The following is a 17,398-nucleotide window of genomic DNA, read 5'->3' as shown; positions in this document are numbered from 1 at the left end:
CGGACTCCTTATTTCACAAAGCGATCGGTGACGTACTGGCTGTAATCCGCCGACACCGCAGGCACTTTGCCCTGCTCTTTCAGGAAGGTGGCGGTATCCACAATCGCTTTATTCACCGGCCCGGTCAGCTGCTGCACCTGCTGCGCGGGCGTCAGGTAGGTATTACCCTTCACCAGCCCCGGCACGTCCGCTTCAGGCACGCCGCTCAGGCGAGACAGTTTTTCCAGGTTGGCGGGCTGCTTCAGCCATTCGTCCGGATTGCTGATGTACGGCTGCTGGGCGTCAATCGCGCTTTTCGCGAAGGCCTTCACCACCTCAGGGTGTTTCTCGGCAAAGTCTTTGCGCACGACCCACACGTCGAGGGTCGGTGCGCCCCACTGGCCCACTTTTTCGGAGTCGGTCAGCACGGTACCGTCCTTTTCCAGCTCGTTCACGGCCGGTGCCCAGACGTAGGCGCCGTCGATGTCGCCGCGCTGCCAGGCGGCAATAATCGCCGGCGGCTGCAGGTTAAGGATTTGCACCTGGCCCGGCTTGATGCCCCAGTGCTTAAGGGCCGCCAGCAGGCTGTAATGGGTCGTTGAAATGAACGGCACGGCGATGCGCTTGCCGATCAGATCTTCCGGTTTGGTGATGGTTTTCTTCACCACCAGCGCTTCGGAGTTGCCGAGCTGGGACGCCAGCAGGAAAACTTCAATCGGCACCTGCTGGCTGGCCGCCACCGCCAGCGGGCTTGAGCCGAGGTTGCCAATCTGCACGTCGCCGGAGGCCAGCGCCCGCACGATGGCCGCGCCGCTGTCGAACTTGCGCCAGTCGACGTTCGCCCCGCTCTCTTTGGCGAAGGTGTTGTCCGCCTGCGCGACTTTCGCCGGTTCCGCAGAGGTTTGATACGCGACGGTGACGTCCACCGCCTGCGCCTGAAATGCCCACAGCGCCAGCGTGCCGAGTAATGTGATCCGCGATGAAATTGCCATAGTGCCTGCTCCCCTTGTTGTTATGAGGGCAGTATTTCCGGCGCGGGAATTTTGATAAAGGAATAAAAATGAATCGCTCATAACGATTCGTTTTTAGATAAAAAGCGGCAAAGGATAGTTAAAAAGTGGGTTGGACCTTTATTGCAATTTTGTTACATCGGTTACATAACCGCAGCCGCAGGATTGCCAGCCCGCCGGCAACGGGCATCATAGGTCAACGAATGAGCAAAAGGTGTCGAGATGATTAAAGTGGTGCTGGTGGACGACCACGTGGTGGTACGTTCCGGTTTCGCCCAGCTGTTAAGTCTGGAAGACGATCTTGTGGTTGAGGGCCAGTTTAGCAGCGCCGCCGAGGCGTGGCCCGTACTGTCGCGCACCGATATCGACGTGGCGGTGATGGACGTCGCGATGCCGGACGAAAACGGTCTTAGCCTGCTCAAGCGCCTGCGCCTGCAGCGGCCAACGTTTCGCGCCATCATCCTGAGCATCTACGACACCCCGGCCTTTGTGCAAAGCGCCCTCGATGCGGGCGCCAGCGGCTATCTGACCAAGCGCTGCGGCCCGGAGGAGCTGGTGCAGGCCGTGCGGTCCGTCGGCATGGGCGGACATTACCTGTGTGCCGATGCGGTAAAAGCCCTGCGCGGCGGCGAGCCGATGCCCAACGTGCTTGAGGCGCTCACCCCGCGCGAGCGCGAAGTGTTTGAGCTGCTGGTGAAAGGAGAAAGCGTGAAGGAAATCGCCTATACGCTTTCGCTGAGCCACAAGACGGTACACGTCCACCGTGCCAACGTGCTGGGCAAGCTCCAGTGCAACAGCACCATCGATCTGGTGCATTTCGCGCTGGATAACCAGCTGCTGACGGGCCACTGATGCGGTGCGCAGTCCGGCATCTAATCCTTTCTCTGTTCATTATGCTAGCCTGGGGCACCGGCTGGCTGATGCTGTGGACGCTGAGCTTCTACCTTACCCACAACGGCCAGCAGGCGGTGCTGTTTCTGCCTCAGGGGGTGTGGCTGGCGCTGATGATTTTACTTTCCCGCCGCTTCTGGCCCGCGTTAGTGCTTTCCCCCCTTGCCGCCATTCTGTGGCTGCACGGTGAGCAACTCCTCACACGCTATCTGATGCTGGCCGTGCCGCTTATCGGCATCGTCAGCGCCTGGCTGGCGCAGCGCTACTGGCACCGCTTCCCGCTCTACTGGCAGCGGCTGTCGATCCTGATCGCGGCGGTGACGGTAAATGCCCTGCTGCAAACCCTGATTCTGTCGCCCTTTCTCGACAGCCCGGCCACGCTGCTATTGCTTGGCTCCTTTACCGGCGGCGTGCTCCTGACGCCGTTCGTCTATCTGGTATTCGAATTTTTACGCCAGCAGCATCGCTACCACCTGCTGGGGCTGGATACCAGCAATCCTCCGCTGCGCACCTCGCTGATCGTCTGGTGCAGCCTGTTTTTTATTATCGGCATAGGCACGCAGATGGTGCTCTCCCCGGCGCTGGAGCGGCTGCTGCTGATTATCGTGTTCCTGCCCAACGTGGTGATGGCGTGGAAATTCGGCTGGCAGGGAGGTGTCCTTTCCGGGCTGCTCGGCAGCATGATGATCACCATTGCCCGCCAGGTAGGCGTCGGGTTTAGCGACCTTCTGGAACTGGAAATTTTTCTCTCTACCCAGTCGCTGCTGGGGATTGGCCTGGGGATCGCCATCAGCCGCCAGCAGCATCTGGCGATGAACCTTGAGCGCTATCGCCATCGGCTTGAGAACGAGCTTCAGGCCAGACGGGCGCTGGCGGAAAAACTGATCCATTCCGAAGAGGACACCCGCAAGCAGCTGGCCCGCGAGCTTCACGACGAAATCGGCCAGAACATCACCGCCATCCAGATCCAGTCCCAGCTGGTGAAGCGGGCGGGCGATACGCCGCTCGCCATTGAGGCCGCCGGGCAGATCAACGATCTCGCAAGGCGTATTCACCGCTCCACGCGTCAGCTGCTGCGCCAGCTTCGCCCGCCGGTGCTCGACGAGCTGTCGCTCCAGGAGGCCCTGCACCACCTGGTCAACGAGTTTGCCTTTGCTGAACGCGGGATCCGCTGCCGCTTTGACTACCGGCTACCCACGCCGCCGGAGAGCGAAACGCTGGTCTTTACCCTGTATCGCCTGCTTCAGGAGCTGCTCAACAACGTTTGCAAACACGCCAACGCCAGCGAAGTCACGATCCTCCTCTGCCAGCGGCACGCGCGGCTCCACCTTGAGGTGCGCGATAACGGCAGCGGCATCAGCCCTCAGCAGCAGCCCGGCTTCGGCATTCAGGGCATGCGCGAGCGCGTCTCCGCCCTCGGCGGCGAGCTGACGCTGGAATCCCACGCCGGGACGCGCGTAATTGTTAACCTGCCCACAAATTTGCAACAAACGCACCTCTAGCCAGGAAAAAGTCTTAGCCACACCAGACTTTGTCTCATCCCATTTACGCCGCGCTTGCCTACAGTCATCTCAAACGGAGAACGCCATGCACGCACTGTCTGCTGAAGAGGTTTCACAACGTTACCGGGCGCTGCGCCCCAGGCTGCTCCTTTGTATGGCGATTGGCTACGCCGCGTTTTACCTGACGCGAAAAAGCCTGAACTACGTCTTACCCGCGCTACAGCTGGATTTGGGGCTGAGCAAGGGCGATATCGGGCTTATCGGGTCGCTGTTTTATCTCAGCTACGGACTGTCCAAATTCGCCGCCGGGCTCTGGCACGACAGCCATGGACAGCGCGCGTTTATGGGCATCGGGCTGCTGGCGACGGGCGTGCTGAACGTGCTGTTCAGCTTTAGCGATTCGTTCCCGCTGCTGCTGTTTATCTGGACGCTGAACGGCTTCTTTCAGGGCTGGGGCTGGCCGCCCTGCGCCAGACTGCTGACCCACTGGTATTCGCGCAACGAGCGCGGCTTCTGGTGGGGCTGCTGGAATACCTCCATCAACATGGGTGGCGCGATTATTCCATTGATTTGCGCCGTTGCCGCCCAACGCTGGGGCTGGCAGGCGGCGATGCTGACACCGGGGATCATCAGCATCGTGCTCGGCCTGTGGCTGACCACACAACTGCGGGGTACACCGCAGGAAGAGGGTCTGCCCACGGTCGGGGAGTGGCGGAGCGATCCGCTGGAGCTGCGCCAGCAGCAGCAAAGCCCGCCGATGGGGCTGTGGCAGATGTTGCGTACCACCATGCTGCAAAACCCGATGATCTGGCTGCTCGGGGCGTCGTATGTGCTGGTGTATCTCATCCGAATCGCCCTGAACGACTGGGGCAATATCTGGCTGGCGGAGAGCCACGGCGTAAATCTTCTCAGCGCCAACGCCACGGTCATGCTGTTTGAAGTGGGCGGATTGCTGGGCGCGCTGTTTGCCGGTTGGGGATCGGATCTGCTGTTCAGCGGCCAGCGCGCGCCGATGATTTTGCTGTTCACGCTTGGGCTGATGGTGTCGGTCGCCGCCCTGTGGCTGGCGCCGGTTCACCACTACGCCCTGCTGGCGATGTGCTTTTTTACGGTGGGATTTTTCGTTTTTGGTCCGCAGATGCTCATTGGCCTTGCCGCCGTTGAGTGCGGACACAAGCAGGCGGCAGGCTCGATTACCGGCTTTCTCGGCGTATTTGCCTATCTGGGCGCCTCGCTGGCCGGGTGGCCGCTGTCGCAGGTAATTGAACGCTACGGCTGGTCCGGGATGTTCAGCCTACTGTCGATAGCCGCCGTCCTGATGGGTTTATTACTGATGCCATTGCTGATGGCGGGCATCACCGCTTCTCGCAGTCACATAACGTCATAAAAAGGGCTGAATAATGAAAACAACGCTTCTCTCTACCCTCATTGCTTCCGGGATCGCGCTGGCCACCTTAACCGGTGCAGCGCAGGCTAAAGGCCGTCTGGTAGTGTACTGCAGCGCCACCAACGAAATGTGCGAAGTCGAAACCAAAGCGTTCGGCGAAAAGTACGATGTCAAAACCTCGTTTATCCGCAACGGCTCCGGCAGCACGCTGGCGAAGGTGGATGCCGAGAAGAAAAACCCGCAGGCTGACGTCTGGTACGGCGGCACGCTGGACCCGCAGTCCCAGGCCGGTGAGATGGGGCTGCTCCAGCCCTATAAATCGAAAAACCTGGAGCAGATCATGGAGAAATTCCGCGATCCGGCCAAGGTGAAAGGCAACCTCTCCTCCGCGGTCTACGTCGGGATCTTAGGCTTTGGCGTCAACACCCAGCGCCTGAAGGAGAAGAACCTGCCGGTACCAAAATGCTGGAAGGATCTGACCAAACCGGAATACAAGGGCGAGATCCAGATCGCCGATCCGCAAAGCTCCGGCACCGCCTATACCGCGCTGGCGACCTTCGTCCAGCTGTGGGGTGAAGATCAGGCCTTCGACTACCTGAAACAGCTCAACGGCAACGTCTCCCAGTACACCAAATCCGGCATTGCCCCAGCGCGTAACGCCGCGCGCGGTGAAACCGCCATCGGCATCGGCTTCCTCCACGACTACTCGCTGGAAAAAGAGCAGGGTGCGCCGCTGGAGCTGATCTCTCCGTGCGAAGGCACCGGGTATGAAATTGGCGGCGTGAGCATTCTGAAGGGCGCGCGCAACGAAGAGAACGCGAAGCTGTTCGTGGACTGGGTGCTCTCAAAAGAGGCGCAGGAGCTGGCGTGGAAGAAGGGTAAATCCTATCAAATCCTCACCAACACCACGGCGGAAACCTCGCCGAACTCGCTCAAGCTCGATGACCTGAAGCTCATCAGCTATGACATGGACAAGTACGGCTCCACCGACGTACGTAAAGCGTTGATCAATAAATGGGTCAGCGACGTGAAGATGGGTAAATAAGCCCGCGAACAGTGGTTATCGCCCGGCGGTATTCATCCGCCGGGCATCCAACACCCGGAAAACTTATGTCACAGACACTTGCTCTTCATCCCGCCAAAAAACGGGATGCGGTATTCCTGTGGGTTTTACTCGGCTGGCTGGCCTTTGCCCTGCTGCCGAGCTGGAGCCTTGATTACGGCCTGCTGGAGTCTACCGGGGATGAGATCCTCGACGCCTACGGCTGGTCCCATTTCAACGTTAGCTGGCTGTGGTACCTGCTGCCGAGCCTGCTGCTGGTGCGCCCGTTTAACGAAGCGAAGCGCGAGCAGCGCAGCCGTCACTACCTCGATGCGGGCTGGGCGCTGCTGTGCATGGCGTTCGTGGTCATCAGCGCCACAGTGGAAGGACGCGGTTTAGGCTATGCCACTATCGTGCTGTTTGTGGCGCTCGGGGCGATCATGACCCTGGCCCTGACTCGTCTGGAGTGGCTGGGAGGCGACCGCTTTGTGATTGGCTCGCTGATTACCATCGTCGCGCTGATCGGCATTTTTATCGTCTGGCCGAGCATCGCCATCTTTATTCCGATGTTCACCAACGACGCTGGCGAATTCGCCCCGCTGGCCTTCATGAGCGTGCTGTCGCAGGCGCACATTATCCAGGTCATCATCAACTCGATTCTGCTGTCGATTGCCGTGGGGATCGGCTGCACCTTCTTTGGCCTGGTGCTGGCGATATACACCACGCGCATCGCCCGGCGCAGCGCCATCATTGGCCGTATCTTCTCGATTCTTCCCATCGTTACTCCGCCGTTCGTGGTGGGCCTGGGCGTCACGCTGATGATGGGGCGCTCCGGCTATATTACCGAGCTGATGGTGGACTGGTTTGGGTTAACCAATACCAACTGGCTGTACGGCTTCACCGGCATCTGGCTGGCGCAGGTGCTGGCCTTCACGCCGATGGCCTTTATGATCCTCGACGGCGCGATCAAAACCATTCATCCGTCGCTGGAAGAGGCGTCGTACACCCTGCGCGCCAGCCGCTGGCAGACCTTCAACGGCGTCTTTGTTCCGCTGCTGAAGCCGGCGCTGGCAAATGCGTTTTTAATCGTGATTGTGCAGTCGCTGGCCGACTTCAGTAACCCGCTGGTGCTGGGCGGGAACTTCGACGTGCTGGCCACGCAGATCTACTTCTACATTACCGGCTCGCAGCTGGACTATCAGGCGGCAAGCACCCTCGGGGCCTTCCTGCTGCTGTTCTCGCTGCTGGTGTTCTGCATCCAGTACATGTGGATCGGCAAGCGCTCCTATGTGACGGTGTCCGGTAAATCGTACCGCGGCGACGTTCAGCCGCTGCCGGTGACGCTGGTGTGGAGCGTGATCGCACTGCTGGCGGTGTGGATCGCCTTTAACGCCCTGCTCTACGGCAGCATTTTCTACGGCAGCTTTACCGTCAACTGGGGCGTGGATTACACCCTGACGCTGGATAACTTTATCAAGCTGTTCGGCCAGGGCATGAGCGACGGCGCATGGCCTTCGCTGCTCGATACCCTGCTCTACGCCGGGATCGCCGCGCCGATCACCGCCGCCTTCGGCCTGCTGATCGCCTGGGTTGTGGTGCGCCAGCAGTTTAAGGGCAAAAAGACCATCGAGTTCACCACCATGCTGTGCTTTGCCGTGCCGGGCACCGTGGCGGGCGTGTCGTACATTCTGGCCTTTAACAGCGCGCCGGTGTACCTCACGGGCACCGCGGCCATCGTGATTATCTCGATGGTGATGCGCAACGTGCCGGTCGGCATTCGCGCCGGCATCGCGGGCTTAGGGCAGATCGACAAGTCGCTGGACGAGGCCTCGCTGAGCCTGCGTGCCGGGAGCCTGCGCACCATCACACACATCCTGCTGCCGCTGCTGAGGCCCGCCATTTTGTCGGCGCTCATCTACAGCTTTGTGCGTGCCATTACCACCGTCAGCGCCATTGTGTTCCTCGTCACGCCGGATACCCGCGTGGCAACGGCCTACATTCTGAACCGCGTGGAAGACGGCGAATACGGCGTGGCGATTGCCTACGGCTCGATCCTGATTGTGGTCATGCTGGCGATCATTTTCCTCTTTGACTGGCTGATCGGCGAGGCGCGTATCTCCCGTTCAAAAGCCAAAAACCAGGCGTAACACTATGACTGAGAAACATTTCGTTGAACTGCGCAACGTGACCAAGCGCTTTGGCGCGAACACGGTGATTGAAAACATCAACCTGGCGATCCCGCAGGGACAAATGGTGACGCTGCTCGGCCCGTCCGGCTGCGGTAAAACCACCGTGCTGCGTCTGGTCGCGGGGCTGGAAAAACCAACCGAAGGACAGATTTACATCGACGGCGAGGACGTGACCCACCGCTCCATTCAGCAGCGCGATATCTGCATGGTGTTCCAGTCCTACGCCCTCTTCCCGCATATGTCGCTGGGCGAGAACGTGGGCTACGGTCTGAAGATGCTGGGCGTGTCGCGCGCTGAGATAAAAACGCGGGTTAAAGAAGCCCTGGCGATGGTGGATCTTGACGGGTTTGAGGACCGCTACGTAGACCAGATTTCCGGCGGCCAGCAGCAGCGCGTGGCGCTGGCCCGCGCCCTGATCCTCAAGCCAAAAGTATTGCTGTTCGATGAGCCGCTGAGCAACCTCGACGCCAACCTCAGACGCAGCATGCGCGACAAAATTCGCGAGCTGCAAAAGCAGTTCAACATCACCTCGCTGTACGTGACGCACGATCAAAGCGAGGCGTTTGCGGTATCCGATACCGTGCTGGTGATGAACAAGGGCAACATCATGCAGATTGGCTCGCCGCAGGATCTCTATCGCCAGCCGGCCTCTCGCTTTATGGCGAGCTTTATGGGGGATGCCAACCTGTTCCCGGCCCGCTTCAGCGAGGATGTTGTCGAGATCTACGGCTACCGTCTGCCGCGCCCGCTGCACTTTGCCACGCAGGGCGAAGGCACCGTCGGCGTGCGTCCGGAGGCAATTACGCTGAGCCAGCGCGGGGAAGAGAGCCAGCGCTGCACTATCCGCCACGTCGCCTACATGGGGCCGCAGTATGAGGTGATTGTCGACTGGCACGGCCAGGAGATTTTACTGCAGGTGAACGCCACCCGGCTGCAGCCGGACGTGGGCGATGCGTACTATCTGGAGATCCACCCGTACGGGATGTTTGTATTGGCTGAGGCTGCGTGATGTGTGCCGGGCGGCGCTGCGCTTGCCCGGCCTACGGTTCGTGCATGTTGTTGTATTTTGTAGGCCGGGTAAGGCGCAGCCGCCACCCGGCAAAAGACTCAGCGCTGCGCGTTAAGCTCCGCAATGTCCTTCGGCGTGGTGCGACAGCACCCGCCAATCAGCTTCGCCCCTGCCGCTAACCACTGCGGCAAATACCCCGCCAGCGTCTCGCACGCTTCGCCGTGATGGTGCCAGGTTTTGCTCACCGCGTCGTAATGCTCGCCCGAGTTCGGATAGACCACCAGCGGCAGCGCCGTCAGGCTTTGCAGGTATTTCAACGCCGCGGTGGTGTTTTCCAGCGCGATACAGTTGATGCCCAGCGCCACAATCTGCGGATAGTTTGCCAGCACGCTGACCACCTCACGCAGCGGCGTACCGTCGCTCAGGTGCTCGCTGTCGTGCAGGGTAAACGAGAACCACGCTCGGGCGCGGGGATACTCGGCCAGCAGCGCGGCCAGCGCTTTGATCTCCGCAAAGGACGGCAGGGTTTCGCAGGCCAGCAGGTCTGCCCCCGCGTCCAGCAGCGCCTCCACGCGCGGACGGTGGAATTCCGTGAATTCGTCAGCGCTACGCACGTAGTCACCGCGGTACTCAGAGCCATCCGCCAGATACGCTCCGTAAGGCCCCACGGAACCCGCCACCAGCAGCGTGTCCGCGTGCGGGTTTTCGGCCAGGTACGCTTCGCGCGCCTTACGCGCCAGCTCGACGCTTTTACCAATCAGCGCACGGGATTGCGCGTCGTCCAGCCCGCGCGCGGCAAAGCCCGCAGGCGTGGCCTGATAGCTGGCGGTGATCGCAACCTGCGCCCCGGCACGGTAGTAGTCAAGATGCACTTCGCGGATAAGCTCCGGGTTTTCTACCAGCACTTTGGCAGACCAGAGGCTGTCTGCAAGGTTACAGCCGCGCGCTTCCAGCTCCGTTGCCATCGCGCCGTCCAGCACCATAAACGGCTGCGTTTCAAGGAGGGCGGTAAGCGGATTATTCTGCGACATGTTCAGGCTCCTGCGTTGTCAGATGTCGGGTCAGGTAGTAGGCACCATAACACAGGGCGACAAAGGGCAGCCCGCAATAAAGCGCAATGCGCTGGCTCGGATCAAACCACAGGCCGACGCAGGCCACCACGCAGAGGATAAAGCCCAGCACCGGCACAACCGGATACCACGGCGCACGGTACTGCAGCGCAGAAAGCGGCTGGCCGGACTGCAGATGGCGACGACGGAACATAAAATGCGACGCGCAGATGCTGATCCACACCGCCACCACCGCGAAACCGGAAATCGCCGACAGCGCGACAAACACCGTGTCCGGCGCGACAACGCTGGAGAACAGCGCCAGCACGCCGCCGAGCATGGAAACGGACAGCGCCGTCAGCGGTACGCCGTTTTTATTGACGCGGGCGAAGCAGCGCGGCAGCGTTTTCTCGTTAGAGAGCGACCACAGCATCCGGCCCGAGGCGTACAGCCCGGAGTTCGCCGCCGAGAGGATCGCCGTCAGGATCACAAAGTTAAAGATATCCGCCGCGTAAGGAATGCCGACCTTTTCAAATACCAGCACGAACGGGCTTTTTTCCACCCCAGCCTGCTGCATCGGGATCAGCGCCGCCAGCACAAACACCGTGCCGATAAAGAAGATAATCAGGCGCGCAATGGTGGTGCGGATCGCCACCGGAATCACCCTGTGCGGGTTCTCCGTTTCACCCGCCGCGATGCCGATCAGCTCGGTGCCGGAGAAGGCAAAGTTCACCGCCACCATGGTCATCAGAATAGGCAGGCCGCCGTGCGGGAACCAGCCCTCGGCGGTGATGTTGCTCAAGCCCGGCGCGGGGGAACCGTCCTGCATCGGGATAAACCCGAAGATCGCCGCGCCGCCGAGGATAATAAAGGCGATGATGGTGATCACTTTGACCAGCGAGAACCAGAACTCCCCTTCGGCAAAGAAGCGCGTCGAGATAACGTTGAGGCCGAAAATCACCGCGCAGAACACCACGCACCACGCCCAGACGGGCACCTGCGGGAACCAGTACTGCATGCAGAACCCGGCGGCGGTGAAGCTCGACCCGAGCGCCACCGTCCAGGTCAGCCAGTAAAGCCACGCCACGGTGTAGCCCGTCGCCGGGCCCAGGTAGCGGGCGGCGTAGACGTGAAACGCGCCGGTCTCCGGCATCGCTACGGAAAGCTCGCCCAGACACTGCATCACCAGCCAGACCACCAGCGCGCCAATCAGATACGCCAGCAGCGTGCCCGCCGCGCCGGTGGTGGAAATGATGTATCCGGTATTGAAGAATAACCCTGTACCAATCACGCCGCCCAGCGAGAGCATAATCAGGTGGCGCGTTTTCATGGTGCGCTTTAGCTGCCCATTTTCGTGTTCTGTTTGCATATTACCTTCTAAACGTATGGACATCTAAACATCCAAAGAAGGTGTTATACCGTGATTGTTAATAAAAAGCTAGCCAACCGGGCACGTCGCGCCACCCGCACATTTATTGGTAAATCCTCAAATCAGTTCTATAGTCGTCACAGTTTATTCGTTACCAGGACTCACTATGCGCTTTAATGGACTGACCAAAGGTTTCTTCATTTTTATTCTCGCCCTCGTCACCTGGGCCTTCTTTGACGTGCTGTCGCCCTATTTCTCCGCGATACTGTGGGCCGCAATCCTGACCATCATCTTTAACCCGGTGAAAAATAAGCTGCGTACGGCGCTGGGCGAGCGCAACGGGCTAGCGTCGTTCCTGACGCTCTGCATCATCTGCCTGATCGTGTTTATCCCCTTGATGGTGATCCTCTCCTCGCTCGCCATCGAGCTGAACGTGGTGTACACCAAGCTGCAGCAGAACAATACCCAGTTCCCGGAAGTGGTCGCCGGAATATTTAACCGCCTGCCCGACTGGGCAACCGGCTTCCTGGCCGATCACAACCTCACCAACGCCCAGCAGATCCAGAAAAAGCTCTCGGATGTGGCGCTGCAGGGCGGTCAGTATCTGGCGGGCAGCGCGTTCCTGATTGGTAAGGGTACGTTCGGTTTTGCCATCAGCTTCGGCATCATGCTCTATCTGCTGTTCTTCCTGCTGAAGGACGGGCCGTATCTGGTGCGTCAGATCCTCGATTCTCTGCCGCTGTCCGACTTCGCCAAGCAGCACCTGTTCGCCAAGTTCGTCGGCGTGTCCCGCGCGACGGTAAAAGGTACGGCAGTAGTCGCCGTGGTGCAGGGGACGCTCGGCGGCATCGCGTTCGCGATTGTCGGCATTGACGGCAGCGTGCTCTGGGGCGCGCTGATGGCGTTCCTCTCGCTGGTGCCTGCGGTTGGCTCCGCTATCGTCTGGGTTCCGGCGGCCATCTTCCTGTTCGCTACCCACCAGCTGTGGCAAGGGCTGTTTATCGTCGGCTTCTTCGTCATTATCGTTGGGCTGGTGGATAACATCCTGCGCCCTCTGCTGGTCGGCAAAGACACCAAAATGCCGGACTACCTGATTCTGATCTCGACCCTTGGCGGGATGGAGCTGTACGGGATTAACGGTTTTGTCATTGGTCCGCTGATTGCCGCGCTGTTTATCGCCTGCTGGAACCTGTTCTCAGGCCGCGACCACGAAGGCAACGCCGAAGAGCTGGATGCCGATTTCATCGAAGAGGGGAAAAATCCGCCGGATTTGTGACGCTCCCCTTTCAGGAAGGCGGCCTCGTGCCGCCTTTTTTTTCACGCGAAATCAAACATTTTCTATAATTTGAAAAACGCTCCCCCACTTATGCCGCAGAAGGACCCCACAGGTGCGAATCGCCACGATAACCAACTGGGCCTACGGTGCCACGGTGTGCCTGACCATCGCCTCCGGCATCGTGATGCTGATGGCCTCCCACGCAGACAACGTTGAGCGCCAGGCCGTTAAGCAACGGCAGGTGTTCGATCAGCTGACGGAAGATGTAGAAACAGATGCCTGGATGCTCTCTGATTTGGCACGCCTGTTCGTTATCAAAAAAGAACCTTCTGTTCTGGAAGAGTATCAGCAGAAAGAGAGCGAACTAAAGAACGTTGAACATCGTCTGGCGCAGCTAAAAGATAACGGCGCATCGGGCGAAGAGCTGTTGCTGCTCCAGGATGGATTAAACATCATTAATGAACTGCAGGACGAGCAGAAAACCGCACTGAGCAGTATGGCACGAGGTGAAGAGCAACAGGCCGTTGCCCTGCTTTATGGCACCTATTATGAGCAAGAGCTCGAACGCGCGCAGATGCAGATCGACCATTTCCGCCAGATACTCGACAAACGCGTCATCGCCGACGTGCAGGCTGCCACGAAAACCTCGAAAAACCTGCGAACAGCCTCTGAGATCATGGTCGGCCTGACCGCCCTGCTCTTTCTGTTCGTCATGGGCTTTATTCTCAAACGACGCGTACTTCATCCGGTCGTCCGGCTGAGCGACGTAGTTCATCGTCTGGCCTCGCAGGATTACGCCGTCGAAACTCCAAACTTCACCCAGATCGACGAAATTGGCGATATGGCGCAGGCCATTCGTATCTTCCGTGAAAACGGCCTGGCGCGGCAGCGGCTGGAAAAAGAGCGCGATGCCGACTGGGCGATCCGCGAACTGCTGGCGCGAATGACCCAGCGACTGCAGGGCTGCGAAAACTTCGCCGACGTGATCAACGTGGCCGAGCTGTTCGCCCCCAATATTGCACCCGGCATCTCGGGGCGCTTGTATATTATCGATCGCGAGGCGTGGGAGATGCGCTGCGCGGCTGAATGGCTCTCGCCGGAAGGAGAGAAAAAACCGTTTCACCCTGACGCGTGCTGGGCCGTTCGTCGTGGACAAAGCCATCCGCCGGTCAGCGGTGAACCGGATATCGCGTGCTATCACCTGCCTGAATCGCAAAATCATCGAACGCTCTGCGTGCCCCTGATTGCCCAGGGCGAAGCCATCGGCCTGCTCTCCTTCCAGAACATTACGCCTGAAACCGCGCCGTCCCGCGCCTATCTGGAACTGATGGCCGAGGCGCTGGGTCTGGCGCTGGCCAACCAGCGGCTGCGCGATGCCCTGCTGGAAAAAGCCCTCTTCGACCCGCTCACCGGCTTGCGTAACCGCCATCATCTGGAAGACACGCTGCGCACGCAGATGAAGCAGGCCATACGCAACGAGGAGCCGGTAAGCTGCCTGATGATCGATATCGACCACTTCAAAAGCATTAATGACCGCTTTGGTCATGAGGCTGGGGATCAGGTGATTAAAAGCGTCGCAACCATTATTCAGCGGGCGGTACATGATAACGGACTGGCCTTCCGCTACGGCGGCGAAGAGTTTCTGGCGCTGCTCACCGGCGCGGATGAGGACGCAGCGCATGCCTGCGCAACGGAGATTTACAACGGCGTGCATGCGCTATCGCTCCGCTACGGGCTGTCTGAGATTGGGCCGGTGGACGTCTCGATCGGTATCGCCTGCTATCCAGAGCACGCCCAGAGCGACAACCTGCTGCGCGCGGCGGACGTGGCGCTGTACCGGGCGAAAGAGCTGGGACGTTCGCGGATTGTGAGTTTTGGGATGCTGGAGGCGGGCTAGCGCGTTGCCGGGCGTAACCCGGCATGACTTACTGGGGGACTTCAAGCGGACACAGGATTTGATCAATAAGCGGCATCGCACTTCTTAATGTTTCAAGAACGGTATTAAGCGGTTCAAATACTGGATGTTCCACTGGAAATGCACCGTATTCCAGCCAGCACTCTGAGAGCTGGGCGATATTAAGGAACAGGGGAAGGAAGAAATTCCCTTTACCCTGATCTTCAAATCCGAACGCAGCGAGTTTGTCTCGCGCTGCACGCGAACGTTCTTCCTGGGCGTAATTTTTTAAATTACGCACGCCGCCATATGCGCTGCCGTTAATCGCCAGACGAAATCCGAATGCAGTTGTCTCAGTCGCACAGCGGGTTAATACGGCTAGCAGGTAATCATTCTCCTTGCAGGGAGTCTGGTGGTTTTCAAACCAGCATTTGTAATGATCTTCTCCTATACACCACGAGGCTGGAGCTATCCAGAGAACGTCTTTGGCTTCGATGTCAGATTTCCCAAGAAAAGCGTTAGACTGAATAAATTGCGTGACGCATTGATCAAACCCCTTCCAGAACGCTGGGGCGACAACCGTTTCAAACACCACTGCCGCCTGGTTAAACATGCTCAGCTGTGAAAGCAGCATCGCTCCGGCTTTACGTTCTTCCTCGTTGTAATAACTCATCCATTTTTCCTTCGTTACAATTTGCGTATGTGGTCAATAAAATGAAGTGCTGCGCACGCAGCCATCAGCCTGGAGGGAGAAACTGGCTGAGAGGAAATGATGTCCTGATAAGGGGCCGAGACGGCGGCGCGCAATGCGTTTGAAAGCCTGCGCCAGGATATGGCCGGAACCTGTTCGGGAAGAGCATCCGGCCCGGCCGTTAGCGATGCGCCACCGTGCACGGTCAGAAATACCACCGCCCACTTTCGTGCTCCGGCTCTGGCAGCGGCCTCCTCGCAGTAGCGCTGCATCTGTTCCTCCTGCTCCCCCGCGCGAATCTTTACCTCAATGAGCAGGAAAAATGCATCGGTATCGATTTCAATATCAACCCGGTTGCGGCTGTCTCCGCTCGGATTTTTTTCCACTTCAATCCGGCAATAGCGCTGATATCCCAAAGGAAAATCGGCACGCTTGGCGTTGATCAGTTGCAAAAGCGCATGAAGCGGGGCTCTGCCAAAGCCATGGCTTTCCCGAGGATCAAGTAGCCAGGCCAGCAACGCTGAATTACGCACTTCGTTGTGACCTATTCCAGCGGCCTCCCAGGGATTGAAGCCTATCGTAGCGTAATGTAGCGACTGAAGCGGTTGTTCAAGCTGCGCCAAAAAGCGCGCCAGGGCTGTTGTTGATGGAAATGAGGCTGGCGAAGATCTACTATTCCTGATTGTCAGGTTTTTAGGCCAGTTTTCGAAAAAATCCTCGAGGCGAGCGGTAAGAGTGGCTGTCGCTGTCTCCATATTGCATTAATTCCCTTTGCTGTAAATCTACCTTTATAACGGCATCCCAATGAAAAAATTGAGCTTTATCTAACGTTCTTCCCGCTATATATACGACTATACGTGGCCTGCCGGGACGATCGGGGTCACAGTTTTCACAGCTTCCCATTCCCCTACATAAACCAGGTGTTATTATTCACCACGTAAATACCTTTCAACTCTCACCGAGGCTTTGATGCTGGAGAATGTAATCATCTGATAATCAGTTTCCCGCCCTTTTCAGGACGGACTGGTTATCGCTGCGCCTAAACCTTACGCACGCACCTGCTGGTGTGGGCTCGTTTTTACGCATGATGATTAAACAGGTTTTCCGGTATGAATTTATCCCGTCAGGAACAACGTACCTTACACGTTCTCGCAAAAGGTGGACGTATTGCGCACGTCCGCGACAGCGCTGGCCGCGTCACCTCCGTTGAATGCTATACCCGCGAAGGGATGCTCCTCAGCGACTGCACGCTCGCCGTTTTTAAAAAACTCCGCACCAAGAAGCTGATCCGTTCGGTGAACGGCCAGCCTTACCGCATCAACACCTCCGGGCTGAACAACGTTCGCGCCCAGCTGGATAATCGCTAAGGAGCAGTGATGAATACACCTTATACAGACAGCTACGATCGCGCTTTTTTACTCGACACCATGATGGGTCCAAACGCCATGCGGCTAACCGAGGAGCTGGTGGCACAGCTTCCGATAACACCGGGTATGCGCATTCTGGATCTCGGCTGCGGAAAGGGGATCTCCTCTATCCTTCTCGCAGAGAAATACGGTGCGACGGTCTTTGCCGCCGACCTGTGGATCGCCCCCACCGAGAACGCAGAGCGGTTCACCGCGCTGGGGCTGGCCGGGAAAATTTTCCCGCTTCTGGTAGATGCAACAAAAGAGATCCCCTTTGCGCATGACTACTTCGACCTGATCGTGAGCGTGGACGCGTACCAGTATTTCGGTAGCAACGACACCATGCTGGCTACGCTCCTGCCGTACCTCAAACCCGGCGGGCATTTTGCCGCTGCGGTTCCCGGATTTATCGGCGACTACAGCGAAGACAATCTGCCGGAGGTCGTGAAGCCTTTCTGGACGCCCGAGTGGTACTTTTACCCGCTTCACTGGTGGAAAGCGCTTTGGGAGAAAGAGCCGGGTATTACGCTAACCACGGTACGCGAAATGGACACATGCCAGCAGGCGTGGGACGAGTTTATGGCGTGTGAGATCGCGCAGGAGATGATGGTGCCGATCATGGACGCCGGTGCCGGAGCGTATTTTAATATGATTCAGCTTATCGCCCAAAAACGGGAGTAACCTTTGCCCGGCGGCGCTGCGCT

At 58.7% G+C, this 17,398-nt stretch carries 15 protein-coding genes; 10 read left to right on the top strand and 5 right to left on the bottom strand.

Annotation, left to right across the window (positions count from 1 at the left end; all coding sequences use genetic code 11):
* Positions 1–8 precede the first annotated feature (8 nt).
* Positions 9–971, bottom strand: a complete 963-nt coding sequence (gene tauA, locus VPX56_RS05145; RefSeq protein WP_326470292.1) for a taurine ABC transporter substrate-binding protein — start codon at positions 969–971, stop codon at positions 9–11.
* 240 nt (positions 972–1,211) lie between these two features.
* Between tauA and VPX56_RS05140 the strand changes: the two genes are divergently transcribed.
* The 6 genes from VPX56_RS05140 (at position 1,212) to fbpC (ending at position 9,009) form a co-directional block, all read left to right on the top strand.
* Entirely contained in the window at positions 1,212–1,841 is a 630-nt protein-coding gene (locus tag VPX56_RS05140; protein WP_326470290.1) for a response regulator transcription factor, read from the top strand.
* Positions 1,841–3,382: an MASE1 domain-containing sensor histidine kinase gene (locus VPX56_RS05135; RefSeq protein WP_131633329.1), complete on the top strand. Its 1,542-nt coding sequence runs from the start codon at positions 1,841–1,843 to the stop codon at positions 3,380–3,382. The genes VPX56_RS05140 and VPX56_RS05135 overlap by 1 nt, the downstream gene beginning before the upstream one ends.
* Positions 3,383–3,467: 85 nt before the next feature.
* The gene (gene uhpC, locus VPX56_RS05130) at positions 3,468–4,769 is read left to right on the top strand and encodes an MFS transporter family glucose-6-phosphate receptor UhpC (protein ID WP_263610752.1); all 1,302 of its coding nucleotides are present in this window, start codon (positions 3,468–3,470) and stop codon (positions 4,767–4,769) included.
* Between the two features lie 13 nt (positions 4,770–4,782).
* The gene (locus tag VPX56_RS05125) at positions 4,783–5,814 is read left to right on the top strand and encodes an ABC transporter substrate-binding protein (protein WP_033487712.1); all 1,032 of its coding nucleotides are present in this window, start codon (positions 4,783–4,785) and stop codon (positions 5,812–5,814) included.
* 65 nt (positions 5,815–5,879) lie between these two features.
* The gene (locus tag VPX56_RS05120; RefSeq protein WP_131633331.1) at positions 5,880–7,958 is read left to right on the top strand and encodes an ABC transporter permease; all 2,079 of its coding nucleotides are present in this window, start codon (positions 5,880–5,882) and stop codon (positions 7,956–7,958) included.
* A 4-nt stretch (positions 7,959–7,962) separates the two neighbouring features.
* A complete protein-coding gene (gene fbpC / locus VPX56_RS05115) occupies positions 7,963–9,009 on the top strand; it encodes a ferric ABC transporter ATP-binding protein (RefSeq protein ID WP_326470284.1) in 1,047 nt (348 codons plus the stop codon).
* A 98-nt stretch (positions 9,010–9,107) separates the two neighbouring features.
* Here fbpC and mmuM read toward each other — a convergent pair whose 3' ends face one another.
* Both mmuM and mmuP read right to left on the bottom strand, forming a co-directional pair.
* Positions 9,108–10,040, bottom strand: a complete 933-nt coding sequence (mmuM, locus tag VPX56_RS05110) for a homocysteine S-methyltransferase (RefSeq protein ID WP_326470282.1) — start codon at positions 10,038–10,040, stop codon at positions 9,108–9,110.
* The gene (gene mmuP / locus VPX56_RS05105) at positions 10,027–11,427 is read right to left on the bottom strand and encodes an S-methylmethionine permease (protein ID WP_263611517.1); all 1,401 of its coding nucleotides are present in this window, start codon (positions 11,425–11,427) and stop codon (positions 10,027–10,029) included. Before mmuP ends, mmuM begins: the two co-directional genes overlap by 14 nt.
* Before the next feature lie 166 nt (positions 11,428–11,593).
* Here mmuP and VPX56_RS05100 point away from each other — a divergent pair, with 166 nt between their 5' ends.
* The gene (locus VPX56_RS05100; RefSeq protein WP_326470280.1) at positions 11,594–12,703 is read left to right on the top strand and encodes an AI-2E family transporter; all 1,110 of its coding nucleotides are present in this window, start codon (positions 11,594–11,596) and stop codon (positions 12,701–12,703) included.
* Positions 12,704–12,815: 112 nt separating this feature from the next.
* Positions 12,816–14,600, top strand: coding sequence for a diguanylate cyclase (locus VPX56_RS05095; protein WP_326470278.1), 1,785 nt, complete (start codon positions 12,816–12,818; stop codon positions 14,598–14,600).
* Positions 14,601–14,628: 28 nt separating this feature from the next.
* Here the strand turns inward: VPX56_RS05095 and VPX56_RS05090 are convergent, their stop codons facing one another.
* Together VPX56_RS05090 and VPX56_RS05085 are read right to left on the bottom strand one after the other, a co-directional pair.
* On the bottom strand, positions 14,629–15,270 hold the full coding sequence (locus VPX56_RS05090; RefSeq protein ID WP_326470276.1) for a hypothetical protein: 642 nt from the start codon (positions 15,268–15,270) through the stop codon (positions 14,629–14,631).
* Positions 15,271–15,284: 14 nt separating this feature from the next.
* Positions 15,285–16,043 carry a PDDEXK-like family protein gene (locus tag VPX56_RS05085; RefSeq protein ID WP_263611512.1) on the bottom strand — a complete coding sequence of 253 codons (759 nt, stop codon included), beginning with the start codon at positions 16,041–16,043 and terminating at the stop codon, positions 15,285–15,287.
* Positions 16,044–16,397: 354 nt separating this feature from the next.
* Here VPX56_RS05085 and VPX56_RS05080 point away from each other — a divergent pair, with 354 nt between their 5' ends.
* Complete coding sequence (locus tag VPX56_RS05080; RefSeq protein WP_326470274.1) at positions 16,398–16,655, top strand: YjhX family toxin; 258 nt, start codon at positions 16,398–16,400, stop codon at positions 16,653–16,655.
* Between the two features lie 9 nt (positions 16,656–16,664).
* A complete protein-coding gene (locus VPX56_RS05075; protein ID WP_326470272.1) occupies positions 16,665–17,375 on the top strand; it encodes an SAM-dependent methyltransferase in 711 nt (236 codons plus the stop codon).
* Positions 17,376–17,398 lie beyond the last annotated feature (23 nt).

The sequence above is a fragment of the Enterobacter wuhouensis genome (genome assembly GCF_035835995.1).
Lineage (GTDB): Bacteria > Pseudomonadota > Gammaproteobacteria > Enterobacterales > Enterobacteriaceae > Enterobacter > Enterobacter wuhouensis.
Note: the sequence above shows the minus strand (reverse complement) of the source record. Positions and strands in the feature narration are given on the sequence as shown.